This window comes from Kitasatospora sp. NPDC058048 (genome assembly GCF_042885555.1).
In the GTDB taxonomy this organism is placed as follows: Bacteria; Actinomycetota; Actinomycetes; order Streptomycetales; family Streptomycetaceae; genus Kitasatospora; species Kitasatospora lactacystinica.
Window position 1 is genome coordinate 247,101 of the sequence record NZ_JBHVRT010000009.1, and the last position, 24,925, is coordinate 272,025.

Sequence of the window (24,925 nt, forward strand, 5' to 3'; positions counted from 1 at the left end):
GCCCGGCGAGAAGAAACGTTCCCCCTTGCAAATACGCACCACCAGCGCCAGCGCGCTGTTCACCCCCACCCGCCGCGACCGCGACGAGCGGCGTCAGGCCCGCCGCGACCTCGTCGCCGCCCAGCGAGAGGCCCGCATCGCCGACCGGCCGCACCGTCGCGCCGACACCACCGTCGACGAACTCGACTCCCGCCCCGTCTACCCGGCCTCCGGACGCCCCGGCCCGGCCTCCTCCCGCGGCGGCAAGCTCAAGCTCCCGGCGCACCGGCTGACCACCGCCATCGCCAGCGGCGCCTTCCCCTTCCTCGCCGAAGGCGGCCTCGGCGCAGGCGGCATCTACATCGGCCACGACGTCCACGCCGAAGCCGGGTTCTCGTTCGACCCGTTCAGCCTGTACGGGAAAGTTGAAGGTTATACAAATCCGAACGTGCTGCTGGCCGGCGTGATCGGTATGGGCAAGAGCGCCCTGGCCAAGTCCCTTGCGCTGCGAAGCATCGCACACGGCTACCGGGTCTACATCCCCTGCGATCCCAAGGGGGAGTGGAGCGGGGTCGCCGAGGCACTCGGCGGCCGGACCATCGCCCTCGGCCCCGGGATGAGCGGGCGGTTGAACCCCCTGGACGCCCCCGCCGCCCCGCCGGGAGCGAACCCCGCCGACTGGGTGGCCGAGGTCCGCAAGCGCAGGCTCCTGCTACTCGGCGCGCTCGCCCGCACCGTGCTGCACCGCGACCTGGCCCCGATGGAGCACACCGCCCTCGACATCGCGCTCGACGAGGTCGTCGCCGACGCCGAACGCACCGTCCGGGTGCCGCTGCTCGGCGACATCGCCGCCATGCTCGGCAACACCCGCCGCCTCGACGACGCCCTCGGTGACCCCGCCCGCCGCCTCGGCGCGGCCGCCGAGGACCTCGCCCACGCCCTGCGGCGCCTCGTCCAGGGCGACCTCGCCGGAATGTTCGACGCACCGTCGACCGTGCAGTTCGACGCCAATGCGCCGATGCTGAGCATCGACCTCTCCCAGCTCGGGTCCGCCGGTGACGACACCGGCCTGATCCTGGCGATGACCTGCGCTTCCGCCTGGATGGAGGCGGCTCTGTCCGACCCCGCCGGCGGGCGGCGGTGGGTGGTATATGACGAGGCATGGCGGCTCATGCGTCACCTGCCGCTGCTCGAACGCATGCAGCAGCAGTGGAAGCTCTCGCGCGGCCTCGGCATCGCGAACCTCCTGGTGATCCACCGCCTGTCGGACCTCCTGTCGGCCGGCGACGCCGGCTCGCGCGGCCGAGCCCTGGCCGAAGGCCTGCTTACGGACTGCGCGACCAGAATCATCTACCGGCAGGAGCCGGACCAACTCGCCGCGACCGCAAGCCTGCTGGGACTGACCGGTGTCGAGACGCAGGCCATCGCCGCGCTCGCCCGGGGCCGCGGCCTCTACAAGATCGCCGGGCGGAGCTTCGTGGTGCAGCACCTCCTCCACCCCGCCGAGCGGGGCCTCTACGACACCGACAGTCGCATGAAGGCAGACCCGCGCGACCAGCTCGCCGCCGCCTAGCAGTCGCCGCAGAACCGGCGACCCCCATCACCAACTCAAGGACATCATCATCGAGTTCCACTCCACCGCCAACGTCTTCCCCATGCTCGACGACGAGGAGCTGCTCGCCCTCGCCGAGGACATCAAGGCCAACGGCCAGTTCCACCCGGTCATGCTCGACGGCTCCGGCCGAGTCCTCGACGGCCGCAACCGCCTCAAGGCCTGCGAGATCGCCGGCGTCGAGCCAAAGTTCGCCAGCTACGACGGCCCCGACCCGGATGCATTCGCCCTCTCGGTCAACATCCGTCGCCGCAACCTGACCAAGGGACAGATCGCCATGGTTGCCGCGAAGTCGTGTTCGACCGCTGAACAAGGCGGCCGTTCGCCCGGTGAACTCTCCGCTCGTTCACTCAGTGAAAGGGCGGGGGTCTCGCTCGGCCGGATCGGGCAGGCCATGACCGTCGTACGTCACGCTCCCGATCTCGTGGACCGGGTGATCAGCGGCGCGCTGGGGCTCGACGAGGCCTACAAGACCGCGCGCGAGGCCAAGGCGCAAGCGGATTCCGTGGAGAACCAGCTGGCGCGACTTCGGACGGAGGACCCGGAGCTGGCCGACAAGGTCGTCGAGGGCGAACTGGGCCTGGCGGCGGCGTGGACGGAACGCAAGGAGCGAGCCGAGGAGGAGGTGCGCCGGCGCCGGGTCGCAACCACGTTCCTGTGCGAGGTGGTGCCGCCTCTCGCCCAGGCCCGCGGCACCGACACGGTCTCGCTCTACGACGAGCAGTTCACGCTGGTCGGCCGGGCGGTCACCGGAGAGGTGATCGAGCAGGCGATGGCGGCGCTGGCCGAGATGGCCCAGGCCTGGCGGGAGCGTGAGGCCGCATGAACACCTCCGCCGAGCTGAGGCTGTGGGAGATCGTCGAGGACGCCGCCCGCGCCGTGACCGACGAGACCGGTCGCTTCCGCAAGGGCGACCTCGAAGTGGAGGTCCACAAGCGGATCTCCGACGCCGGCCTCGAAGCCCCCGTCCGGTCCGCGGCTCTCGACAAGCTGGTGCACGGGCTGGTGCGCGGCTGGGGAGAGCGCCGCAGCCCCAACCCCCGTCGCAAGTCCGGCATGTTCCACCCCCAGGGGATCCTCAAGCTCGGCTCCGGGATCTGGGTGTGGATGGAACTCGCCACACCGACCGACCTCCTGGAATGGGGCCGGCTGTCCACGCGCAACCTGGCCAGGGTCGCGCGTGCCGAGGCCGACCGGCAGGACTACGTCGCCGAGCGCCTGGACGCCTTCCGGATCCACAGCGGCCTGCTGCTCGGCCAGCTGGAGCGGATCGTTTTCGGCTACGTCCACGACCCGGGCGCCAACCCGGACCTGGACACCGACGAGGAGTAGTCGCACGTGCCCCCACCCATCACCTTCGCTGTCCACCCCACCCTCGACACGGTCGCCGCTCGGTCCGTCGACCGCTCCAGCAGGCAATGGCTGGAGCACGCCGGGCTCGTCCGCGACGACGCGACCGGCCTGCACCGGACTCCGCGCACCACCGCGAAGTCGGTAGCCCCGCGGCTCCTCGCCGAAGCCACCCGCCTGCTGAACGCGGCCGGCTACGACGTTCTGCGCCTGTACTCCGAGGCGGAGCAGCAGCAGTCCGTCACGCAGCCGGCCCCGGAGGAGCCCACGGTGACCCGTGCGCCCGGGACGATCTGGGCCCATCACCTGGCGTCGGATCTGATCGCGGGCCGCCTCGTGGTCCATGCCCAGCTCAGCATGGCGGACGGTCCCCGGCACCTGCTGACCAGTTTTCCACCTGACGGTGCGGCGGTCTTCACCACCGACGGCGGTACCGGCTTCTTCGGTGCCACGGAGTATCCCGACCTGGATGCGGCAGTGGCCGCCTGGGGCCATCCTCTGGCCGTCCCCGCCGCCCGGCCAGAACCGCTTCGAGCCGCGGTCTCCGCGTCTCGCTCCACCCGGTACGCCGAGGGCGCCGACGAGCTCGCTCTCCGGGAGCCGGCTGCGTCTTCACGCAAGGTGCCGCCGCGGGCCGTCTCCGGGCTTCGTCCGTGAGGTCCCCGGGTGAGTGGCGCCGCCCGGCAGTGGCGTCCAGCCACCCTCCTCGGAGGGTCCTCCGTTCTGCGAACCCCCCAGGGAGTGCTTCCTGTCCACCCGCTCTGCCATCGCTCGTCCGACCGACGCCGGCTTCGAGGGCATCGGCTGCCAGTACGACGGCGACCCCGGCACATGCTGCCCCTGATATTGAGCGCCCGTCAGTACCGCTTCGGCGGTGACGTGGAGGCTCTGTCCCACCACCTGATCGACACCCCTGTCATCGGCTGGAGGGACATCGGCATCGACCTGCTCGACGGCGCCCCCGAGGAAGTGCGGGCCAAGCTGATCAGCCCGCACTCCATCCCCAGCTCCACCAGTACAGCGCCGACGACCTCACCTTCCCGGAAAGCTCGCCCCCTGGAAAGCACGTCGTCACCCAGGACACCGCCGCCTATCTGAGCTGGGCCTACATCCTGCGCCCGGACGGCATCGAGGTGGTCGGCCTGAGCACTTACGAACGTGGACCGGTGGTGCCTTGGACCACCAATCCGGCCTCCTTCATCAGCGACCACTCCGAACTCTGGTCGCCCGGACGCCGGGCGCCCATCCCGGCCCCGCCGTCGCCGGCCGCAGCAGCACGGGCTTCCTCCGGCCGCATCCGTTCGGCCGGTCCCGTTGGGACCGAGGATCCGGCCGGGGCACACGACCTGGCCGGCTTGCCCCACCCCGCCGCCGGTCGGGCCCGCTGACGGTCCTCGGTCTTCGCCCAGCTCATCTCCTGGGCGTCCGTCGTTTCAACCGTTCCCTGCTCTTCTGGAGTTGCCTTGCCTGCTTGCCTCACCCGTCTGGACGACCGCGTGGAGGCGGCCGTCGGTACCAGCATCGCCGCGCTGCACGCCGAGGAAGTGCGTCTGGAGGCCGGCGTCGCCCGAGTGCTGGACGCCCACCGCGCGCTGGTGAGAGCCGAGACCCGCGTCGCGTTCGAGCGCGTACGGCTCGTGATCTGCGGCGACCGCCAGCGCCGGGTCGACGACCGACTGCTCGCCGACCTGTCCGACCAGCTGGAGATCCTGGAGGACGCCGCCACCACCCGCGACCAGGCCGAGTCCGACCTGCTGGCCCGCATCGCGGAGCTGCGGCACCTTCCGGTGCCCGCCACGCAATCGGCCCCGAGCCCGACCGGCTGCACCCGGCAGCGATGAGCACCACCCGGCAACCCGAACTCGCCACCTGCGGCACCCGCCCGCCGGCAGCTGTCCGGACCAGCACCGCTGCGGTCTCCCGGCACTTCGCGCCCGGCCGGCACCCGATCTCCGGCGCCGTTGTGCCCCCGTCTGCCGCGACGAGCCGCCGGCGCTGACCCACCCCCGTACTTCGACAGCTGAGGACCCCCTTGTCCGACATCTCCTTCGGTCCGGGCCCGGACGGTGCCATCACCGCCAGGCTCGGGCCCGACGCTCGCGAAAGCGCACACCGATTCCTGAGGCAGAACGGCGCCGTTCCCGGCCCGCAGGACGGTGAGTACGTCTTCGGCGGCCCGGACGCCGTCGCCCGCGCGGCCCAGGCGGCCTGGCTCCACCAAGCTGACTCGCTGAACCCGCCCGCCCCGGAGACTTCACCGACGATGCCGCTCGCCGGGGTGGACGTGGTCTTCGCCCGCCACTCGGAGGACGGAATCGTCGCAGCGACCGCGACGGACTCCACCGAGGGCCTGGTTCCCGAGGTGCTACGCCAGTTCGGGTTTCGCTACGACGGCAGCGCACCCGACCGTGACATCTACCTACCGCCCACGGGCGCGGACGAGCGCCAGGCCCTGGCAGCGGCGGCGCGGGCGAGCGTGGTCCTGCAGGGCCTGGGCCTGCAGGTCGCCACCGTCGGTCTCGCAACTGCGCCGGCCGGCGTCGACCGGCTCGCCGAGGCCGCCGAGGACCTCGCCGTCGAAACGGTCAACCTGCGCAGCCTCACCGACAGCCGGGACGTGGCCGACGTGCTCGACACCGCCCTCGATCCGAAGGTCGGGGCACTGCCCAATCTCCTGGAACTGATCGACTCCACACAGGAGTTCGTCGCCCGGCTCCCTCCGGAGCAGAGCGAGGTGCTCGGCGCGCAGGTGAGCATCGCCCGCCACCAGACGACCGTGCTGGCCGAGAACCTGTCCACCGTCCGGTCCGTGCTGGCCGACACCCGCGCCGTCGTTGAGGCGCCGATCATCACCACGCGCAGCGCCCGAGCGACCGCGGCGAGCGCCGTCTCCGCGCTCGGACTGCCGGCCGGCCCGATCATCCAGGCCGTACCCGCCGCCCGGACGTTGACCGCCGCACCCTCCACCGCCGCCACGCTCTAGGAGAGCACGCATCAGCGACAGCCCCGCCATCCGCATCTACAGCCACCCCGACCACGGCGTCGCCGCCTCCGGCCTGGAGCACGCCACCTACCGCCAGCGCCGCCTGCTGGCCGACTACGGGTTCACCCCGATCCCCGGCAGCACGAACATGGCGTTCACCGGCCGGACCGACAGCCTGATCCTCCACGCCCGGCAGACCGTAGCCGCCCTGCGCGCCGCCGGCGCCGAGGTTCACCCTGACCCCTCCTTCGACTACACCCCCGGCACGCACCCCGGTCACCCTTCGCTCTCCTCCCTTGCCACTGCCCCGGGGGCCCAGGTCATCACCCCCGGCCGCGTCCTGCCCCAGCCCCCACCCTCGACCGCCGGGCAGCAGCCCGACGTCACCGTCGGCCGCCATCCGGAACACGGGATCACCGCCACCCAGAGCACGGTCAGCCCGGCCGCAGCCCAGCTCCTGGCGAAGGCCGGCTTCTACCGGGTGGCGAACCATCCGCGCCTGTACTCCCTGACCCGGCCCGAAGCGGGCGGAATCGACCGGGCCACGGACACCGTCGCCCAACTGCGGGCGGCCGGGCTGACCGTCGCCTCGGACGCGGAGTTCGACCCCGATCACACCCCCGGCGCACCCGCCGGGGCCTTCCGCACCCACCTGGTCAAGATCGCCGACACCGCCGAGACGTACGACTCCTCGCAGGACCCGTTCGCCACCCGGGTCTTCCCGGCGCCGAAGCAGGAGGCGAGCGCACCGAAACCGGTGGTAGGCCTCGACCCCTTTGCCACCCGGCTGCTTCCGGCCTCCGACCGGGGCGGCGCGGACAGCCGGATGGGCGCGCTGCTGACCAACCGGCAGCAGACGCTCGGCGCGATCGAGGAGATCCTGGCCACGCTCGGCCAGCAGCTGCGCGACGACCCGCAGGCCCTGGACCCCGCGCAGGTGTCCGCTGTCCTGAGCGATGCGCAGACCGCCCTCGGTGGGGTCCGCCGCGACCTCGCCACGATCTCCGCCGCCGCCCCGACCCGCACCGCCCAGGCCGCCCGGCCAGCCGTCGCACCCGAACTCGGTGCCCGCGCCCAGGCAGCCACCGCCACCAGCCTGCGGCTGGGCCGTGTCACCGCCACGCAGCCGGTCGAGGCCGCCGCTCAGCCCGTCGACCCGCGCCGGGCCTACAGCATCCACACCCGCTGACCAAACCCCCTCCTGCTCAAGACGGTTGAGGAGTCCACGTGTCCGCATTCCCCGAGAGCGACGACACCCTCGACATCACGATCTCCCGCAACGACCAGGCCTGCACGGTCTTGGCCACACCGAGCGGCATGGCCTTCCGGATCGCGGACGCGCTCCTGCCGCAACTCGGCTTCGAGCCCGACCCGGCCGCCCTGGGCTCGTTCCGCCTCGCCGTACCACCGCACAGCAGCCGGGAGCGGGCCGTCACTGCCGTCCGCGCCCTGCGGACCATGGGCCACCGGGTCCTCGCCGACCCCGAGTTCGACACCTGTGTCGCCGCCCGCCCCAGCAGCGACGACGAGCCCGACGTCGCGATCGGCCGGCACCCGAAGCTGGGCATCGTCGCCGCCGTCGCCGACGGCCTGCCGATCGACCCGGCCCCGCTGCTCACCCGGGCCGGCTGGCAGCACGTGTCGGCCCTCGACCTCTACCGGGCTCCGGCCACCGACCGCGCCGTGGACGACAACCTCCTTGCCATCGCCCGGGCAGCCGCTCGCCTACACCACGGCCGGTACACCGTCGCCGTCCAACTGGAACTCGTCTCTGCCGTCCTGGCCCGCAGCTCCACGCCGACCGCGCACCCGTAACTCCCCTGATCCATCCAACTGCCAAGGAGAACCGACGATATGGCCGTCAAGACCCGGTGGGTGGTCACCCACTCCTGCGGACACGAGCACGAGCACGACCTCGGCACCAGGCCGGCCGACCGGCGAGCCGGGTACGCCCGCTGGCTCGCCGGACGCGACTGCACCGACTGCTGGCGCGCCCAGCGCGAAGGCGACCGCGGCGAGGAGCGCGCGGCCTGGATCGCCGCCCGCCGCGCCGAGGAGCAGCAGGTCGCCGCCGATTGGGCTGAGCAGTACCGGATGCCGCCGCTGTCCGGCCCGGCGGCGATTCTGCCCTGGGGCGAGCGCTGCCGCCACCAGCTCGTGACCGGCGCCTACCAAACCCTTGTAGCCGAGGGCGAGTTCACTGAAGAACGGTGGCATGAGGTCGAGGACCTGGCCCGCACGATCGACCGCGCCGGCTGGTGGGTGGACCAGCGCGAAGCCTCCCCCGGAGACCTGCCGGAACTGCTCACCGCCGCCACCGATGCCGACCGCGTCGTCGAGAACCCGTTCTAGCCAGGGAGCGATGTGAGCCTGACCACCGCGCTAGCCCACAGCCGGCCCGACGACGCAGAAGCCGCCCGCGTCGCCGCCCGCGTCGCCGCCTGGGCGGTGCGCCGCCTGGGCGACTCCCTCGCCGACAGCACCGCCCCCGCCGACATCGCCCGGCCCATCGAACTGCTCGAACCCCTGCTCCACGAGATCGAGGAGGCCCTGCTACGCGCAGCCGAGGCCACCGGCGGCGCGAGCCCCGCACCCTCCGCCCGCGGCGCCGCCGAGCAGTTCGGCCAGGCCAGCGCCACCACCGTCCTGCTACGGCTGCACCTGGAGCAGATCACCACCCGGCTGCGGGGCTTCGGCCTCAACTTCCCCGCCAATACTGCCGACCGCTCACCCCGGGCCGCCGCGGCCCAGCGCACCGCACCCCAGACCGTGCACACCCCGCGGCCCGTACAACCGCCGGCCGCGGTGCCCGCCGCGCCGATCGTCACCGCGCCCGGCCGCACGACACGGCGTTGACCAGCCCGACCCGCATCGTGCCGGGCCAATTCGGCGCCGCCTGTGCCAGCGGTGCCGATGCCGCGGCCCGGGCGGTCCTGACGAAGACCGGCTTCATCCCTCCTCGTGCCGCCGACCAGCCCTTGTCCCTGAGCATGACCGAAGGCCCGCTCGTCTTCCGTGCCCTGGTCGGCGAAGCGGCCCGCCAGCTGGAGTGCGCCGGGTACGAAGTCGAGGTAGATCCGCGGCTTCGGCTCTCCGCCACCGGCGAGGAGGCGCTGGAGGTCATCGCCGATCTGCGGGACTCGCTCGACGAACTCGCCGGGCTGCTCGGCCGGATGGGTGACCTGCGCGAACTCGCGGATGTGGCAGCCCAGATGGTCACCGGCTCGCACAACGTTGCCGACGGAGCCCGCGAGCTGCTGCGCACCGCAGCGAGCTCCGCGCGCGACGCCGACAGCCTCCCGCACGAGCGCAAGGAGATCGCCGGCTGGCTCGACGCGAGCGCCGAGGCCCTCGCCGCGATCCAGCGGACCGCTTCACAGGTGGCCTATCCGCAGTCCGGCACCCCCATGTCCGCCCGGGCTGCGGCCACCCGCAACCGGTCCCCCGCCGTGCGCACCGCCTCAACCGTCCTCACCGGCGCCACCGCCTCCGTCCGTTCCTACGTCCCCGACCTCCGGAGAACCCGCGCTTGACCCATCCCAGCCCGCCCTTCGCCCAGCGGCTTCGGGGCCTCGCCGACCAGCTCGACGCCGCCGAAGGCCGGCCGAGCCAGACGCTGCTCCGAACCCTCTTCTCTCCTCAGGGGCTGCTCCGGCTCACCGCCGAGGCAGCCGCAGCCGTCCGGGTCGACCTCGACGCCTGGGACCAGGCCCTCAGCCCCGAGGAGGGCAGCGAGCACCTGCACGAAATCGGCCGCGAGGCCACCAGGATCGAGGAGCGGCTGCTCGACTCCGTGAAGGAGGCCCAGCTCCACCTGCTCACCGCGACCCGGCTGATGGCCCGGCACGCCGGCCCCGCCGAGGCCGCAGCCGCAGCCCTCTCCGCCGAGCAGAGCCTGTGGGAGGGCCCCGAGATCCGCGGCAACGAGCGCGTCCACCTCTGGCAGGTCGAGGGCTCCGACCGCGCGCCCCTGCCGGGCCTCGCACCGACCCGTCGCGGCTATGCCGACTCCTACGGCTACGCGCTGTTCACCCGCCGGGACGCCGAGCAGGTCGTCGCGGACATGCTCGCCGACGGCGTCGGCTTCGGAGCCGCGTTCCAGCCGGACGGTTCGCTGGTCTACACGTGGCCCAAGGAGTACGACGGCGACGGCGGACGGATACACGTCATCCCGGACGACCGCGGGCTCTACGCGATCGGCGGCCAGTGGCCGTGGAAGTACAGCCGTCCTTCCGGCGCCGCCCTCGCCCACCGGTCCCAGGCCGCGCGCATCGCCTCCAGCACTCCGGGCCCGGCGACACCGTCCGAGGCCACCACCCGGCCCACTGCTCCAGCCACCACCCTCGGCAGGACGCGGTGAACCGGCTGCCGCAGGAAGAACCGGCCCCGGACCCTCCCGCCGCCCTTCTCACCGCAGGCCTGCGCGAGGTCGCCGCACGGATCCGTGACTCCGCCGACCCCGCCGAAGTCGCCGGCCTGCTCCAGGAGATCACCCGCGACGGCGGCACCCTCGAAGCGGTGTCCGACGTGGTCGCGACCGCGAGCCGGTGGACCAAGGCCCGGCCCGGCGGCGCGTACCTCTGGCAGCCGCTGGGCCGGGCCGCGGACGAGATCTGGGAAGCCGGTGCCGACGTCACCGACCTGCCCGCGCAGATCCGCGGCCTCACCGCCGGCCCGGCCCGCATCCGCTCCGCCGCCGCGCGCACCACCACCCACGCCCCCGGCGCCGATCGAGTACAGGCCCCGCCCGCCCCCACCGCGCACCCGCTCACACCCGAACCACACCGCTCCCGAGGGCGGTGAAGAAACGTTCCTCCTTGATCCCTTCCATCACCCGGTACGCGAGCACCCGTGACCTGCTTTCCTCCGCGCAGCACCGTGCCCTGCGCCGGCCGGGCGGCGGACCTCTGGTGAGCGTCGTCGGCGCCTGGCGCGAGATCGCCGAACTCCCACCTCCGGGAACTGCCGAGCTCGATGTGCTCGCCGCGGAGTTGAACGCCATCCTCCGGGAGCACCGCCCGGAGGAGGGTTCGCGCCCGGGCCGGAGCCGCGACGTGTGGCACTGCACCATTCGTGACCACCCCGACGCCCCTCGCCTGACCGACGCCCAGTGGGCGGCCATCGCCCGCCGGGTCCTGGCCGCCACCGGCATCGTGCCGCCCGGCGACCCGTCGGCCGGGTGCCGGTGGATCGCGCTGCGGACCGACAGCCACGAGGTCCGGATCATCGCCCCGCTGATGCGCGTCGACGCCACCGCTCCGGAGCTGCACCGCGACCACGCCTTGGCGCTCGCCGCCTGCCAGCTCGCGGACCTCGACCACGGCCGTCGTCGCGCCTCGGCCGTGCACGCCGGGCGCCGACCCGTCGCCTCCGCCACGTCGGCGGCCGCCACGCGGCCGTGGGCCCCGGAGCACCGACCGGTGTCCCCCTCCCGCTGACCAGCGGTTTCCCCGGCTCCGGCCGCGAGTGCGTGACCACACCGCGCCGCCGCCAGCCCGTCCCCAGGGCCGCGCCATGACTGCGGCCTTCCCTACGCCCGCGCGCCCCGCCCCCGCGTCCGGGCTTCCCGCAAGGACCCTCTCTGCCCTCCCCCAAAGCCCCTTCCTCCAGCCCCGGCACCGACGCCGTCCTCTACACCCTCATAGGCGCCGGCCTCGCCCTCGCCGCCTACGGCTCCCTCGCCTGGGTCGGCGGCAACCTCACCAACTACTGCTTCGGCAGCGGCCCCTGGCAGCCGTACCAGCCGGTCGCCGCCGCCCTGCACCCCGGCCGCCTGTGGCCGGCTCTCAGCCCTCTCCAGGTTCTGATCGGCACCCGGATCATCCCCGGCCTGCTATTCGCCGCGCTGGCCGCCGCCGGCACGGCCCTGGTCCTCAAGCGCCAGCGCTCCAAGAAGAGCCCGGGGCTGGCCACCAGCCGCGACCTGGCCGTCCTGCTGCCCAAGGAGGTCTCGGCCAAGGCGAGAAGCCTTCGGCCGAGCCTCGCCGACGGCAAGCCGGGGTCCATCAAGCCCGACGACACCGGCATCCTCCTCGGCAACCTCGGCGACGGCGGACCCGAGGTCCGCACGTCCTGGGAGGACGTCGCGGTCGCGATCATGGCTCCCCGAAGCGGCAAGACCACCTCGCTCGCGGTCCCGTCGATCCTGCGCGCCCCCGGTCCCGTCCTGCTCACCTCGAACAAGGCGGCCGGCGACGCGTTCACGGTGACGCTCGACGCCCGGTCCGCAGCGGGCCGGGTGTGGACGATGGACCCGCAGCAGATCGCCCACACCGAGCAGGCAATGTGGTGGGATCCGCTGGCCGACGCCAAGGACCTCCCCGGTGCCAGACGATTGGCCCAGCACTTCGTCACCGCGTCCGTCGACGAGAACGAGCAGGGTGACTTTTGGTCCACGGCCGCCGCCAACACGTTGACCGCGCTGTTCCTGGCGGCCGGCGCGGACGGGCGCCCGATCACCGACGTGCTCGGCTGGCTCGCGCAGCCCGCCGACCGCACCCCGATCGACATCCTCAAGGAACACCAACTCGCCGCCATCGCAGCCCAGTTGCAGGGAACCGTCAGCGGCGCAGTCGAGACACGGGACGGCATCTTCGAGACCGCCCGCCAGTACGCGGCCTGCCTGCTGGACCCGAAGATCTCCGCCTGGGTCACCCCGAGCGACACCCTGCCGGAGTTCAAGCCCGCCGACTTCGTCTGCCACAAGGACACCCTGTACCTGCTCAGCAAGGACGGCGGCGGCAGCGCCTCGGCACTGATCGCCGCCGCCGCGGACAGCGTGATGCGCACCGCGGTCATCCAGGCGGAACGCGACGGCGGACGCCTCGACCCGCCGCTGCTGTGTGTCCTCGATGAGGCGGCAAATGTCTGCAAAATCGGTGATCTACCTGATTTGTACTCGCACTTGGGCTCCCGTGGGGTCATCCCGATCACGATCCTCCAGTCCTACCGACAGGGTCAGCGGGTCTGGGGCGAGGTCGGCATGGACGCCATGTGGTCCGCCGCCACGATCAAGCTCGTCGGCTCCGGCATCGATGACGCCGACTTCGCCGACAAGCTGAGCCGACTCGTCGGCGACCACGACGTCGAGACCGTCTCCCACTCCACGTCCGACTCCGGCCGCTCCACCTCGGTCTCGATGCGGCAGGAGCGGATCCTGCCTGCCGACCAGATCCGCGCCCTCAAGAAGGGCTCTGCCCTGCTCTTCGCCACCGGCATCAAGCCCGCGCTGCTCCAACTGCGGCCCTGGTACAAGGAACCCGGCGCCGACGTGATCGGCAAGTCCTCCTCCCGGCAGACCTCGGCGATCACCGAGCGGGCCAAGGCCAATGCGGAGGCCGCCGCGTGAGCACCACCGCCACAAGTACCCCGACCGTGCGCACCCTGTCCCTGGGCGCCGGGGTGCAGTCCACCACCCTGCTGCTGCTGTCCGCCCTCGGCGAGCTGCCCCGCCTCGACTGCGCGATTTTCGCGGACACCGGCTGGGAGCCCAAGAAGGTCTACGAGCACCTCGACCGCGTCGAGCAGGAAATAGCGGAACCCGCCGGAATACCCATCCTCCGAGTTTCCTCGGGTAATATCAGGGCCGACGCCCTGGACCCGTCCCACCGCTTCGCCAGCATGCCGCTCTACATCCTGAACCAGGATGGCTCGCCTGGGATGACGCGCCGTCAGTGCACCGGCGAATATAAAATCAAACCCATCAAGCGGCAGGTCCGGGAAATCCTCGGATACCCCTATCCGGCACGAATACCGGCCGATGTCTTCGCCGAACAGTGGATCGGCATCAGCACCGATGAATTCCATCGCGCGAAGGACGCCGACGTCAAATACACGCGCAACCGGTTCCCCCTGATCGAGCTGGGTATGAGCCGCGGCGACTGCCTGGGCCTGCTCGCCGAGCACGGCCTGGAGAGCACCCCGAAGAGCAGTTGCCTGGGGTGCCCGTACCACGGCAACGCGCAGTGGCGGGCGATCCGCGACGGTGACCCGGCGGGGTGGGAGGACGTGGTCGAGTTCGACCGCGAGATCCGCGCAGGCAACGCCCGCGCCAACGCCGAGGGCCGGCCGCTGCTCGGCCAGGCCTACCTGCACCGGTCCCGGATGCCGCTGGACGAGGCGCCCATCGACCGGCTCACCCGCCGCGAGCAGCTCGCCCTGGAGGAGCAGCTTGCCGCCGAAGAAGCCGAGTTCGGCCCTGCCGACGGGTGCTCGCCGTACTCCTGTCGCTCCGGCGACCCCGTGTCCTGATCGACCCTCCTTCTGGAGTCGGCCATCGGTCGCCAGCCACAACGCCCGGATCGAGCATCACACACTGGGGCCGACCTCGTGACATCAACGGAGGGGCCGATCGAGTTCGCCGCCGTCGTCGTGCACGTCGTCGACCACGACGACGGCGCGTTCGCCCAGCTGCACGCTTCCTCGAGTTCGCCGAGGACCGGCCGTGGGAGCGGCACGACAACGACCGGGCCAGGAAGTTCACCAAGGCCAGGAACCGCCTGGAGGCGATCGGCGCCGAACTCGCCTAATTGGCAACCGAGATGCTCGCACCGACACCCGGCCGACGTCATCCGGCGCTCGCCCGTTCCAGCCACCTGCTCGTCCCGCCGGACGCCCTGGACCCCCTCCTTCCGAGCCGAAGCGGCTCCTCAGCGGGGCCCACCCCCGCAGCGACACGGCCGCTGACCTCGACACGATCGGTAGCACCGCGCCCAACTCACCCTGGAGGTAGGACTCTGACTTCGTGGTTCACCCCTGTGGACCTGGCACGTGCACTACCGGACGGCACCGTCACCGGTCTCCAGCAGATCGCCCGCCACGCCGACGCCGTGAGGGGCGCAGACGGTGGGGCGCTTCGCCCGTCTCCCGCACCGTCACCGGCAGCGCCCGCACCGGGCCGTACGCGGTGATGCGCCAGGAGTACACGACCCTGCCGCCCCGCCGGTGGCCCAACCTCTCCTCGGCCGGGGATCCGGCGTGGTTCCCTCAGCTGCGGCAGATAGGCCCCTGGTCCCACCGGGAGCTTGTCGCCCTCGCGCACCCCTGGCCGGTCTCCTGGCTGTACCCGCCGCGACGCGGCGACTCGCCGAGGATCGTCAACCTCTTCGCGGGACCAGGTGGCTGGGAGGTCGGTCTCCAGATCCTCGCTGACGGTGGCACACCCTTCGATGTCGTCGGCGTCGAGCTGAACGAGAACGCAGCGGCCACCGCGAGGGCTGCAGGGTTTCGGCGCGTCGTCGCCGATGTCCGCCACCTCGACCCCACCCACCCGGCTCTTCGGTACGTCGAGGGCCTGATCGTCAGCGCGCCCTGCATCACCTGGAGCCCTGCGGGACTCCGGCAGGGCCACGCCTACGAGAACCTGGAGCTGCTGCTCGACATGCTCCCCCTCGCGCTGGAGGCCACGGTCGGGCACTGGCACGACGACGGCGAGTGCGACGAGGCGGACAGCTGCCTGATCTGCACCGATCCGGTCTGGGACGGCAACTGCGGGTGGACAGGCCCGCTGATCACCCGCAACGACGCCCGCGAGCCCATCTCCAGGATGACTGACCCGGACATCGGGCTCGTGGCCGAGTCCGCGCTCTGGGCGCTGAGCCTGTCCGCCTGCTACGACAACCTGCAATGGCTTGCGATGGAGCAGTCCAGCGCGCTGCCGGCGATCGTGACGGACGCGATCGGCGAGGTGCTGGAGATGGCCGACTGGTGCGACGCCGCCCACTGGAAGTTGGACGCTGCGGACGCCGGCCTCGCCTCCCACCGCCGCCGCACCTACCTCGTCGCCGCCCGCCACCGCTACGTGAAGTTCAACGCCGTGGACCCCAGCGACCCGGTTCCGGCCCGTACCGCGGCCGAGGCCCTGGGCTGGCCGGCGGGTGTGCGGGTCAACACGCGGGGGCAACGCTCCACCCCGGGCGGCAACGAGTGGTCGGCGGACCGGACCGCCCCCGCCATCACCGGCCGCTCCCGCAGCGCGTACTGGGCGCACGATCCGCAGCGACGGCTCGGGCTGGCGGAAGTCGCGCTGCTGGTCGGGATGCCGGCGGACCACCCATGGGTCGGCTCACCCTCGGCCCAGTTCCAGCAGACGGGCGATGTCGTGCCCCCCACCGAGGCGGCCCGGGTCCTGGGACCACTCGTCCGCCGCCCGTCGCACGACCCGGTGCGCCGCTACCTCGCGAACCTCTACGGCCCGCGCAGCCAGGCCGCCGCCGCCAGGTCCGTGGCAGCCAGCCACGCCCGGCGGGGCGCCGCGATCGTCTCCGCGACGCCGGCACTGCCGGGACTCGACGCCTTCGCGGCGCCGGAGTCCGCGCCGTTCGCGCGCCCGGCGAGGCCGTCCCGCTGACAGCGGCCGATCCGCCAGGAAAACCCGGCCCAATCCGCGCCACCGCTGGCGAGCACCCCGACAACCCCGATTCAAGCAGGAGGCTCTTGAACGACATCGCCCAGTCCCTGCGCGGCTGGACCCCCGACGACCCGGGGTCAGAGGCCGCCGTCGAGTTCGTGACTCTGGCCTCCGAGCTGACCGAAGTCGTCAGTTCCCACCAGGTGGGCAATGAACGCTTCGTGGTCGGCTTCAACTGGGACACGACCAATGGGCCGCCCGGGACTCACCGCGCCTTCGGCCTCCACGCCTCCTTCGCCCCGGACACCGGCCGCTGCCATGTGCGTGCCCGTTCCACGCCGACCTTCGGATGGGCGGGACACTGGCTGGTCGGACGGGGTGCCGACCCGCGTGCCGTCGCCCGCTACCGGCCCGTGCCAGAGAATCCGTACGACGAACCTCCCGAGTACCGGACGGAGGGCCTGTACTCCGGCACGCACTACGGCCTCGCCCGCCCCGGTGGCAGAACCACCCGGTTGATCGAGGACCGCGTTCGGCGCTGCGGCGACCGCTACCGCATCCTGCGCTCCAACTCGGCCTATCCGTCGTTCTTCAACGGGGAACGGGAGGCCAACTTCGTCCTGCTGCACGACCGGCACCCGCAGGCCGTGAGCCGCCGGTTCGTGATCCAGTTGGAGACCATCACCGTGAAGCGCACCACCTACGCCATCACGGAGGGCGGCTTCCACACCCTCGCGCAGGCCCGGCACTGGCTCGACCGGATCGACGCACGAGCGGGCACCGTCCCGCCGCTGCCCGTCACCGACCCGGCCACCGGGCTCGCCCCGCGCGGCATTCCCGCTCCCGTGCGCGGCCGGGCCACGCCGGTCCAGAGCGCGGCCTCCGTCGCGCGACGGACACGGTGACGGTGATCGCCACCGGACTCGCCCCCGACATGGAGGCGGAACAGGCCCTGCTCGGCGCGCTGCTCCTGGCGCCGACGGAACTCGACTCGGTTACCCGATGGTTGACGCCGACCCACTTCCTTCGTCCCGCCCACGCCGCCCTGTACGAGGTTCTGCTGGCTCAACGGACTGCCGGGCACCCCGGTGCGGCAGAGGCTGCCGACGACGACCAACTCCGAGACTTCGCACTGGGGGCACAGACCGCGGCGAGAACGGCCAGCCGGGGACTAAGCCCGAGCTACGGCGCGATCCTGATCGCCGCCTGCCCGCAACCGCGCCACGCCCGCGCCTACGCCAGGATGGTGCTGGAGGCATCGATCCGCCGCCAGGTCCACGAACGCGCGCACCGGCTCCAGCACGCCGCACGGACCGACGACCTGGACGGCGTGCTGGAGCTGACCGGCGAGCTGCGCCAGGCCCTCCACGAACTGGCCGACCTCTGGGGCGCCCTGGATGAGCGGCCTCGTCCGCTGCCCGGCCCGTGGCCGCTCGAACTGTCCGACGCCGTCCGCGAGACGACCGCGACCCACGAGACCGCGCTGCTCTCCTCCGCCACCGCAGCTCCCGAGGGGCTGCAGCAGATCGTCCGGTGGTTGCGCCCGGGCGACTTCCTCGACCGCGGCCACGGCGCCGTCTTCCAGGCCTTGGCCGCTCTCGCCCGCCGAGGCGAGCCGGTCGACACGCTGACCGTGCTCTGGGAGGCACAGCGCCAGGGTGCCATCGCCGCGGGCGCCATCACGGCCGACGGCGTGCGCGCGGCCACCCGCAACGGCCTCACCGGCGATCCGCATTACTGGGGCGAGCGGGTCCTGCGTGCGTCGGTCCTGCGCCAGAGTGCCGCATCGGCCGGAGTCGTACGCCTCCTCGCCCGAGACTCCTCCCTGCCGGCCGCTCGCCTGCTCGGCTGCGCGTTGCACGCTCTCGGTATCACCGAGGCCGTCCAGGATCGCTGGCGCACCTCCAACGGCTCGCCGCTCCGCACCGGCCCCACCCCTATCCCCAGCGGGACCGACCGGCGCGCAGCCGCGCGCAGCCGCGTTCCCGCCGCCGTCCCGCGCGGCACTGTCTCCCCTTCCCCGGCCGAAGCCGCGGCGCCGCCCGGATCCCCTGTCAGGAGCACCCGCTGACCGAACCCGAACACCCCGCCCGCGCCGTCAGGCCACCGGACACCCGCCGTGGCCGCTACAACTGGGAACTCGCCCGCGGCCAGGTGTCGGCGTTCGGCGAGACCAAGAGCCTGCGCGCCTGGGCCGCCGATCCCCGCTGCATGGTGAAGAAGGAGGCGCTGCGCACCCGGCTGGCCCTCGGCTGGGATCCGGAGCGCGCCATCGGCACCGAGAAGCACGACCAGACGCTTCCCGAGTACATCTTCAACGGCCGAACCATGACCCTGCGCGGCTGGGCGGAGCAGATCGGCACCACTTACCACACGCTCTACCGCCGCGTCGCCCTACAGGACTTGAGTATCGAGGACGCCCTTGCCCTTGGCCCCGGCTCCGCCAGGGACGACCAGCCGCTGACGGCGTTCGGCGAGACCAAGCCGGTCTACATGTGGGCGGTCGACCCACGTGCCAACGCGACCGCGACCACGATCTACAGGCGGATCGACGCCTGCTGGTCCGCCCGCCAGGCGATCACCGAGGAGCCTTTCCACCGCAACGGCCTCGGCGGCGGCGCCCCGTGGGCGGCGTTCGGCCGCCGGATGGGCCTGCCGGACTGAGCTCGGCTCAGCCAGATCTCAGAGCCGGCCCTACGCACCCAAATGGACAGCCACGCCATGACGCTGGAGGACGCCCTCCAGTCTCTGGGCTGGCTGCCCGACTGGCACGGCCGGGGCGCCGAGGTCATCCGGGTCAGCGCCGCGGGTCTTCGCCCGGGCGACCTGGTCGTCGAGGCAGCCCCGCCCGACGCCGGAACCCAGCAGTTGCTCACCGTGCGCCGTGCCGGCACCAGCCCGGCCTCCGACCGCGCGGTAGCCGCCACCGCTCGCGGCACCACGGTCCGCTCCTCCCCCCATGCCCTCCCGCGCCCCGTCCGGCTCGCCGAACCTCCCACCCGGCCCACCCCAACCCGTTCCCGCTAGTGCCGTGACCGAGAAGGTTCGCCGGGTTGGCGGTGGGAGCGCCTGAACCGGTTGGATGTGGGCGGACATCCGATCTGGTGGGGGAGGCAAGGTGGCGGAGCCGGTCAAGGTGCGTCGATTGACCGACCAGGAGGGCCAGCAGTTACAGCGGATCGTGCGCCGGGGCAGCACCAGCTCGGTGCGCTACCGGCGGGCGATGATGCTGCTGGCCTCGGCCGGCGGCAACCGAGTGCCGGTGATCGCCCAGCTGGTCCAGGCCGACGAGGACACAGTGCGGGACGTGATCCACAAGTTCAACGAGATCGGCCTGGCCTGCCTGGACCCTCGCTGGGCGGGAGGCCGTCCCCGCCTGCTCAGTCCTGACGACGAGGACTTCGTCGTCCAGACGGCCACCACCCGTCCGACCAAGCTCGACCAGCCCTTCACCCGCTGGTCCATCCGCAAACTGCTCATCTACCTGCGCCGGGTCCACGGCCGGGTGATCCGCATCGGCCGCGAGGCCCTGCGCTGCCTGCTCACCCGACGAGGCATCACCTTCCAACGCACCAAGACATGGAAGGAGTCCACCGACCCCGAGTTCGACGCCAAGCTCGACCGGATCGAGCACGTCCTGGAACACTTCCCCGACCGCACGTTCGCGTTCGACGAGTTCGGCCCGCTCGGCATCCGCCCCACCGCCGGCACCTGCTGGGCCGAGCAGGGCCGACCCGACCGACTCCCGGCGACCTACCACCGCACGCAAGGCGTGACCTACTTCCACGGCTGCTACTCGGTCGGCGATGACAAACTGTGGGGCGTCAACCGCCGCCGCAAGGGCACCGTCAACACCCTGGCCGCGCTCAAGTCGATCCGGGCAGCCCGCCCGGACGGCGCACCGGTCTACGTGATCCTGGACAACCTCTCCGCCCACAACGGCAAGAAGATCCTGCGCTGGGCGAAGAACAACAACGTCCACCTGTGCTTCACCCCGACCAACGCCTCCTGGGCCAACCCGATCGAGGCGCACTTCGGACCCTTGCGGCAGTTCACCCTCGCGAACTCGAACCACCCCAACCACACCGTCCAGACCCGCGCGCTGCACACCTACCTGCGCTGGCGCAACGCCAACGCCCGCCACCCCGACGTCCTCGCCGCCCAACGCCGCGAGCGCGCGCGCATCCACAGCGAGAAGGGCCTGCGTTGGGGCGGGCGTCCCCTCCCCGTCGCACAGCTTCAGGTCTTCAACTCCAAGATTGCATGAAGACCTGCTCGCCCTCTCCATTCGGCTCTTCGAAGTTGGCCACGTAGCGGTTGAACAGCTTCTCATCCACGGTGACGGAGTTGGCACCCTCCTCACCGTTCCGGACCGCGAGGCGACGCTCCAGCGTCGTCCGGTCGGCCTTGAGGTGGACCAGTTCCCAGCGGCAGCCGTGGCTCTCAGCCAGTGCCTTGTAATCATCGCGGGCGGCGCGACTCCAGAAGCTGTAGTCCACCACTACGTCGCGCCCGGCCAACATCAGCTCGACCAGTTCCTGCCGCTGCTGGCGGCGGACCTCCTCCTTGAGCTGGTCGAACGCCTCCGTCTCCAGCACCAGGCCGGCGTCCCGCTGTCCGAGCCGTTGCCAGACCGCCTCGTCGATCGAGAGCCGAACGTAACCGCGTCGCACCAGCTCCATCGCATAGGTGGTCTTGCCCGCTCCCGGAAGACCACACATCAGCACCACCGTGCTCATTCGCTGCGTCACGGAGCCACGTTAGCGCCGAAACACGCCGCCTCTGCGGCGAGAAGCGCGTCCGCTGGAGCGGTCCCCGCCGCAGCCCGACCAACCCGGCGAACCTTCATGGTCACAGCACTAGCCCCTTCGAAGGAGTCCAGCCCTGCCCTCCACGAGTTCTCCCCGACCTCCGAGCCCCGAGGCCACCCGGCTACGGGCAGCTGCCGACAATCTCGATGTCGTCACCGCCGCCCTGCCCGGTGCCTACCGCGAGGGAGGCCCTCCGGGTGTCCGCGAGCTGGCCCAGCACGTCGGCCACATCAGCGACCGGTACACCCACCTGATCGCCACCGCCGACGTGCTGGCGTCGTCACCGGGTGCCGACAGCACCCGGCGGGCCACAGCCCGCGCACTGGCCGACGCCGGCGCCGAGGTAGGGCGGGCGATGTCCACCATCAGCCGTGCCGTCGCCATGTCCGCTCGCCTCCATGAGGTCGCGGGCCTGAACAGCCCGAACGCCGAAGCCGTCCGGGAGCGGGCCGAACGCGAGCTGAACATCTCGCTGTCCCATACCCGGCTCGCGCTCACCGACGCCGGCGACACCCTCCGCCAGCAGGCCCGCGCGGACCGCGGCGCCGCCGCCCTGCCCCCAGTACGCAGCCGGGCCGCCCTCGCCCGCACCGCCGGGGCGCCCTCCCCCACCTCGCTCACCACCCCGTCGGCCGGCTCTGTCGCAGCCCCCGCCCCGGCCGCAGCACACCGCCGCTAGTCCCATCCAGGAGCCACCAATTCCCCGACCGGAAACCCAAGCCCGCGACTACGAAGCCGAGTTGGCGCAGATGGCCTCCGTTTTCACGTTCATCGCGGAGTCTCTCGACGGGACAGCCCGTGTGACCGGCCGCTCCGGCATGGTCAAGGCCGTCACCGAGGAGTGCGAGAACGCCAGGACCGTGCTGCGGCACTGCTCGACCCGGATGCACGACCTCGCCGGCTCCACACCGGCCCAGGACCCGGTACGCCTGGCGGCGGTGACATCGGCCTTCCGCACCGGGCGGGCGCGGGCCGCCACCGTCCACCATCACCTCGCCCATGCCCTGGCCATCCTCCTCGACGACGGGCCTCCGGCTCGACGAGACGACGCCGAGGCTGTCGAACGGGAGCGGCGCCTGGGCTACCAGATGCTGTGCGCGGTCACCGAGGGACGCAACACCGCCGTCGCCGCGGGGAGCGAGCTGGTCATGCTGAGCGGACGGCTGCCGGCCGCTGCTGCGCCGCCGGCCCCCCGGTCCAGGCGTGCACCCGCTGTCTGCGCCGCGGTGCCTGCCTCTGCCGTCGGCCAGCCGGCCACAGCCGCGGGCCGCCGCCGATGACCGATATCCGCGAGGAGGACGTCCAGCGTCTGACCGACCTCGCCGAGCGCCTCGCCGTCATCCGCCGCGGCCTTCGCCAGACCGCGAGACGGCCGCGGGCCGAATGGCCGGATCTGCTGGCGCGGGACATCGGCGCCCTGGCGGACTACATCACCTTCGCGTCCCGGCTGCGTGCCGAGCTCTCCCACCGCCTTGGGCCGGCGGCGGCGAACTACGGCGAGGACTGGGGCCCCGCGTTCGCCGCCACCCGCACCAGTCCCGTCCTGCACAAGCTCACCGAACTGCTGGATGATGCCTGCGACTTGGCCAGCCAGAGCAGGCCTCGCAGCACGTACCGCTCGCACTTCCAAGCCGCCGGTCTGGACCTGCGCGTTTCGGCCCAGTTCGCCGCAGCCGACACGGATCTCACCCAGGTCATCGCCACGATCCGCCGCTTCCGCACCGGGCTCGGCAGAGTCCGCGCGCGCGAATTGGAGCAGCAACAGCAGGGTGTGGCAGACCCCACCGAGCCTGCGGCCCGGGCGGTCGCCGCCCGGGCGAAAGCCAGGGGCCAGGCCTCAGTGCTCAAGGAGACAGCCGACACGGTAGCGCGGCGGGCCGGGGCCTCCCGGGTGGTCTCCCGGCCCCCCTCGCCCGCCGCATCACCACCCCCGGCAGCCCCTCGCCGGTGACCCCCGCCGTGCCCCCCCCTGACGATCGGAGTGCGCTGAACGACACCGACCCCACGGCCGTGATGCGATCGCTGGCCGATCGGCTGGAGGCTGTACGCCGCACGCTTCCCGGCATCACCGACCACCCCTCCCAGGCCGCATGGCCGATGACCCACCTGGTGGCAATCGCCGCCGAGGCGTCGGACGAGTACCTCTTCCAGGTCGCCGACCCCAAGGCCGACCGCCTTGCCCTCGCCGCGTTCGCCGCCACCGCTTCGCGCACCGGTGAGGCCCTGGCTGCCGTGGCCGGTGCCGCAACCCGGCTCCTCGACCCGGGCGGCGCCCACGGAGTCCAGCAGGCGATCGCCGACGCCGACGCCCTCGCCGCCAATACCGCCCGCGACTTGGGCACCGTCGCCGACCTGCTCACCGACACAGCCCCGGCACCGGTGGTCCCGCTGCACACCGACGAACTGCACCAGCGCCGCACAGCGCAGGCCGCGGCCGCCGCCGCCCGGTCCCGGATCGTCAGCGCCCAGCCCGCGAGCACCAGCCACCTCGAACCCGCCACCCCCACGGCGCCGGTCATCCCGCTGCGCCGGGGCCACTGACCCCCAGGAGCCCTGCTCTGTCCACTGCGCACCCCACCGCGTGGGAGCTCGCGGCGATGCTCGACGAGGTCGCCACCTCGTGGCCCGGCGTACACGCGCACGGCCCTCTGCCCGCCCCGGGCACCGTCGGCGTACAGCTCGTCCACCTGCGTCTGCTCCACGGCCGACTGGCCGACGCCGCCCTGGCGCCGGGCGATGCGTTCGCCGCGCCCGAGAAGGCCGCCGCCGCCCGCCGCGAACGGCGGGCCACCACCCGGGCGGTCTCGATGTCAGCGGTGGCACTGCAGCGGGTCAGCGAGGTCCTCGAACTCGCCGACACCCACCAGCTTGCACCGACGCCCCTCGCCTGCCAGCACGCCCAGTGGCTGTACCGGGAAGCCGCCCAGACGCTCTCCACGGCCGCCCTCCACCTGCGTGACAACGGCCCGGCGCCCCGATCGGCCGTCAAGTCCACCCGCCCCGTCGCTGAGGCCGGCCGCCCCGCCCGCGGAGCAGCCGCCCGCCTGCGCTCCGCCTTCGCCCGCACGTACCGCACCGGTCCCGACGCCGCACACCCTGACCACCAGCCCGCGGCCTGCCCCTCCACGACCAAGCGGCTCTGATCCCCCACTCCTGGAGTCCGTCCCTGCCCTCCCCCGAATCCCACCTGTCCGCCTCCCTGTCCAGTGCCGCCGAACACGTGCGCATCGCCCGAACCGGCCTCGACGCCCTACGTCGACCGGCCGCCCTGCACCTGGTGCCCGCGCACATCGAGGCACTGCGCCAGATCCACCTGTCCGTCGTCGCGCTCGCGGCAGACCTCACCGCGTCCCGCCCTCCCGGCACGGCGCCCCATTCCGCCGGAATGGCCCTGCGGGACGCCGCCCTGGGGCTCGCCGAGGTGGACCAGCACCTCGGCGCCGCCAACCGCAGCATCTGGCACGACCACGCCACCGGCTCCACGTGGACCGCCGATCCAAGCGGACACCACCTGGCACTGCGGCGGTCCGAGCTGGTCCTGGACCGCGCCGCCACGGGCCTGCAGTTGGCCGCCGAGCGCGCCGCCGCCCGAAGCGGCCTGCGGGCCGGCGCCGCCCGGGTGCGCTCCGTCTTCGCCCGGCGAACTCCCGCAGGCGTTCCGATCGCCGTCGCGCCGCACACGAGGGCCCTGCCGACGGGCACCCGAGTCAAGGCGTCGCGATGACCGGCCTTCGCATCGGTTCGTTGTGAAGCGCGCAGGTTCCGAGATTCCTGGACGGGATCGCACTCGAACCCGCGTGGGCTACCGCGGTTGGCTCGGCATCAGCAGTCGAGTTCGGCTC

Annotated in this window: 30 protein-coding genes; 29 read left to right on the forward strand and 1 reads right to left on the reverse strand. The window is 72.4% G+C overall.

What is annotated here, in order from left to right; translation table 11 throughout:
- The first annotated feature begins 25 nt into the window (after positions 1–25).
- The 23 genes from ACFVVA_RS12945 to ACFVVA_RS13055 all read left to right on the forward strand — a co-directional run bounded on the left by ACFVVA_RS12945 (position 26) and on the right by ACFVVA_RS13055 (position 20,539).
- Positions 26–1,552 (forward strand): ATP-binding protein, encoded by a 1,527-nt coding sequence (locus tag ACFVVA_RS12945; protein WP_387688693.1) that lies wholly within the window; start codon positions 26–28, stop codon positions 1,550–1,552.
- A gap of 82 nt (positions 1,553–1,634) precedes the next feature.
- Positions 1,635–2,417 (forward strand): ParB N-terminal domain-containing protein, encoded by a 783-nt coding sequence (locus ACFVVA_RS12950; protein ID WP_387688695.1) that lies wholly within the window; start codon positions 1,635–1,637, stop codon positions 2,415–2,417.
- Positions 2,414–2,923, forward strand: a complete 510-nt coding sequence (locus ACFVVA_RS12955; RefSeq protein ID WP_387688697.1) for a hypothetical protein — start codon at positions 2,414–2,416, stop codon at positions 2,921–2,923. Before ACFVVA_RS12950 ends, ACFVVA_RS12955 begins: the two co-directional genes overlap by 4 nt.
- A gap of 6 nt (positions 2,924–2,929) precedes the next feature.
- The gene (locus ACFVVA_RS12960; RefSeq protein ID WP_387688699.1) at positions 2,930–3,598 is read left to right on the forward strand and encodes a hypothetical protein; all 669 of its coding nucleotides are present in this window, start codon (positions 2,930–2,932) and stop codon (positions 3,596–3,598) included.
- A 174-nt stretch (positions 3,599–3,772) separates the two neighbouring features.
- Complete coding sequence (locus tag ACFVVA_RS12965) at positions 3,773–4,039, forward strand: hypothetical protein (RefSeq protein ID WP_387688701.1); 267 nt, start codon at positions 3,773–3,775, stop codon at positions 4,037–4,039.
- A 365-nt stretch (positions 4,040–4,404) separates the two neighbouring features.
- Positions 4,405–4,782 carry a hypothetical protein gene (locus tag ACFVVA_RS12970; protein ID WP_387688703.1) on the forward strand — a complete coding sequence of 126 codons (378 nt, stop codon included), beginning with the start codon at positions 4,405–4,407 and terminating at the stop codon, positions 4,780–4,782.
- 191 nt (positions 4,783–4,973) lie between these two features.
- The gene (locus ACFVVA_RS12975; protein ID WP_387688705.1) at positions 4,974–5,924 is read left to right on the forward strand and encodes a hypothetical protein; all 951 of its coding nucleotides are present in this window, start codon (positions 4,974–4,976) and stop codon (positions 5,922–5,924) included.
- 148 nt (positions 5,925–6,072) lie between these two features.
- The gene (locus tag ACFVVA_RS12980; RefSeq protein ID WP_387688707.1) at positions 6,073–7,113 is read left to right on the forward strand and encodes a hypothetical protein; all 1,041 of its coding nucleotides are present in this window, start codon (positions 6,073–6,075) and stop codon (positions 7,111–7,113) included.
- Between the two features lie 38 nt (positions 7,114–7,151).
- Positions 7,152–7,739 carry a hypothetical protein gene (locus tag ACFVVA_RS12985; protein ID WP_387688709.1) on the forward strand — a complete coding sequence of 196 codons (588 nt, stop codon included), beginning with the start codon at positions 7,152–7,154 and terminating at the stop codon, positions 7,737–7,739.
- Positions 7,740–7,778: 39 nt separating this feature from the next.
- Positions 7,779–8,276 (forward strand): hypothetical protein, encoded by a 498-nt coding sequence (locus ACFVVA_RS12990; RefSeq protein ID WP_387688711.1) that lies wholly within the window; start codon positions 7,779–7,781, stop codon positions 8,274–8,276.
- A 12-nt stretch (positions 8,277–8,288) separates the two neighbouring features.
- Positions 8,289–8,780 (forward strand): hypothetical protein, encoded by a 492-nt coding sequence (locus ACFVVA_RS12995; RefSeq protein ID WP_387688713.1) that lies wholly within the window; start codon positions 8,289–8,291, stop codon positions 8,778–8,780.
- A 134-nt stretch (positions 8,781–8,914) separates the two neighbouring features.
- Positions 8,915–9,457 carry a hypothetical protein gene (locus ACFVVA_RS13000; protein ID WP_387688715.1) on the forward strand — a complete coding sequence of 181 codons (543 nt, stop codon included), beginning with the start codon at positions 8,915–8,917 and terminating at the stop codon, positions 9,455–9,457.
- Positions 9,454–10,284: a hypothetical protein gene (locus ACFVVA_RS13005; protein WP_387688717.1), complete on the forward strand. Its 831-nt coding sequence runs from the start codon at positions 9,454–9,456 to the stop codon at positions 10,282–10,284. The genes ACFVVA_RS13000 and ACFVVA_RS13005 overlap by 4 nt, the downstream gene beginning before the upstream one ends.
- The gene (locus ACFVVA_RS13010; protein ID WP_387688719.1) at positions 10,281–10,727 is read left to right on the forward strand and encodes a hypothetical protein; all 447 of its coding nucleotides are present in this window, start codon (positions 10,281–10,283) and stop codon (positions 10,725–10,727) included. Before ACFVVA_RS13005 ends, ACFVVA_RS13010 begins: the two co-directional genes overlap by 4 nt.
- A gap of 14 nt (positions 10,728–10,741) precedes the next feature.
- Positions 10,742–11,362, forward strand: coding sequence for a hypothetical protein (locus ACFVVA_RS13015; protein ID WP_387688721.1), 621 nt, complete (start codon positions 10,742–10,744; stop codon positions 11,360–11,362).
- Between the two features lie 143 nt (positions 11,363–11,505).
- Entirely contained in the window at positions 11,506–13,272 is a 1,767-nt protein-coding gene (locus ACFVVA_RS13020; RefSeq protein ID WP_387688770.1) for a type IV secretory system conjugative DNA transfer family protein, read from the forward strand.
- A gap of 68 nt (positions 13,273–13,340) precedes the next feature.
- A complete protein-coding gene (locus tag ACFVVA_RS13025; RefSeq protein WP_387688772.1) occupies positions 13,341–14,174 on the forward strand; it encodes a hypothetical protein in 834 nt (277 codons plus the stop codon).
- Between the two features lie 658 nt (positions 14,175–14,832).
- Positions 14,833–16,272 (forward strand): DNA cytosine methyltransferase, encoded by a 1,440-nt coding sequence (locus tag ACFVVA_RS13030; protein WP_387688722.1) that lies wholly within the window; start codon positions 14,833–14,835, stop codon positions 16,270–16,272.
- Positions 16,273–16,358: 86 nt separating this feature from the next.
- On the forward strand, positions 16,359–17,177 hold the full coding sequence (locus ACFVVA_RS13035) for a hypothetical protein (RefSeq protein ID WP_387688724.1): 819 nt from the start codon (positions 16,359–16,361) through the stop codon (positions 17,175–17,177).
- A 2-nt stretch (positions 17,178–17,179) separates the two neighbouring features.
- Complete coding sequence (locus ACFVVA_RS13040) at positions 17,180–18,343, forward strand: DnaB-like helicase N-terminal domain-containing protein (RefSeq protein WP_387688726.1); 1,164 nt, start codon at positions 17,180–17,182, stop codon at positions 18,341–18,343.
- 83 nt (positions 18,344–18,426) lie between these two features.
- Complete coding sequence (locus ACFVVA_RS13045) at positions 18,427–18,936, forward strand: hypothetical protein (RefSeq protein WP_387688728.1); 510 nt, start codon at positions 18,427–18,429, stop codon at positions 18,934–18,936.
- A 42-nt stretch (positions 18,937–18,978) separates the two neighbouring features.
- Complete coding sequence (locus ACFVVA_RS13050) at positions 18,979–19,299, forward strand: hypothetical protein (protein WP_387688730.1); 321 nt, start codon at positions 18,979–18,981, stop codon at positions 19,297–19,299.
- Positions 19,300–19,390: 91 nt separating this feature from the next.
- The gene (locus ACFVVA_RS13055; protein WP_387688732.1) at positions 19,391–20,539 is read left to right on the forward strand and encodes an IS630 family transposase; all 1,149 of its coding nucleotides are present in this window, start codon (positions 19,391–19,393) and stop codon (positions 20,537–20,539) included.
- Here ACFVVA_RS13055 and ACFVVA_RS13060 read toward each other — a convergent pair.
- Positions 20,520–21,023, reverse strand: a complete 504-nt coding sequence (locus ACFVVA_RS13060) for an AAA family ATPase (RefSeq protein WP_387688734.1) — start codon at positions 21,021–21,023, stop codon at positions 20,520–20,522. The genes ACFVVA_RS13055 and ACFVVA_RS13060 overlap by 20 nt on opposite strands.
- 415 nt (positions 21,024–21,438) lie before the next feature.
- Here ACFVVA_RS13060 and ACFVVA_RS13065 point away from each other — a divergent pair, with 415 nt between their 5' ends.
- The 6 genes from ACFVVA_RS13065 to ACFVVA_RS13090 all read left to right on the forward strand — a co-directional run bounded on the left by ACFVVA_RS13065 (position 21,439) and on the right by ACFVVA_RS13090 (position 24,807).
- Complete coding sequence (locus ACFVVA_RS13065) at positions 21,439–21,762, forward strand: hypothetical protein (RefSeq protein WP_387688736.1); 324 nt, start codon at positions 21,439–21,441, stop codon at positions 21,760–21,762.
- Positions 21,763–21,883: 121 nt separating this feature from the next.
- Positions 21,884–22,363, forward strand: a complete 480-nt coding sequence (locus ACFVVA_RS13070) for a hypothetical protein (protein ID WP_387688738.1) — start codon at positions 21,884–21,886, stop codon at positions 22,361–22,363.
- Positions 22,360–23,034 (forward strand): hypothetical protein, encoded by a 675-nt coding sequence (locus ACFVVA_RS13075; RefSeq protein WP_387688740.1) that lies wholly within the window; start codon positions 22,360–22,362, stop codon positions 23,032–23,034. Before ACFVVA_RS13070 ends, ACFVVA_RS13075 begins: the two co-directional genes overlap by 4 nt.
- Positions 23,035–23,093: 59 nt before the next feature.
- The gene (locus ACFVVA_RS13080) at positions 23,094–23,624 is read left to right on the forward strand and encodes a hypothetical protein (protein WP_387688742.1); all 531 of its coding nucleotides are present in this window, start codon (positions 23,094–23,096) and stop codon (positions 23,622–23,624) included.
- Between the two features lie 56 nt (positions 23,625–23,680).
- Positions 23,681–24,226, forward strand: coding sequence for a hypothetical protein (locus ACFVVA_RS13085; protein ID WP_387688744.1), 546 nt, complete (start codon positions 23,681–23,683; stop codon positions 24,224–24,226).
- A gap of 77 nt (positions 24,227–24,303) precedes the next feature.
- Positions 24,304–24,807, forward strand: coding sequence for a hypothetical protein (locus ACFVVA_RS13090; protein ID WP_387688746.1), 504 nt, complete (start codon positions 24,304–24,306; stop codon positions 24,805–24,807).
- The last annotated feature ends 118 nt before the right edge of the window (positions 24,808–24,925 follow it).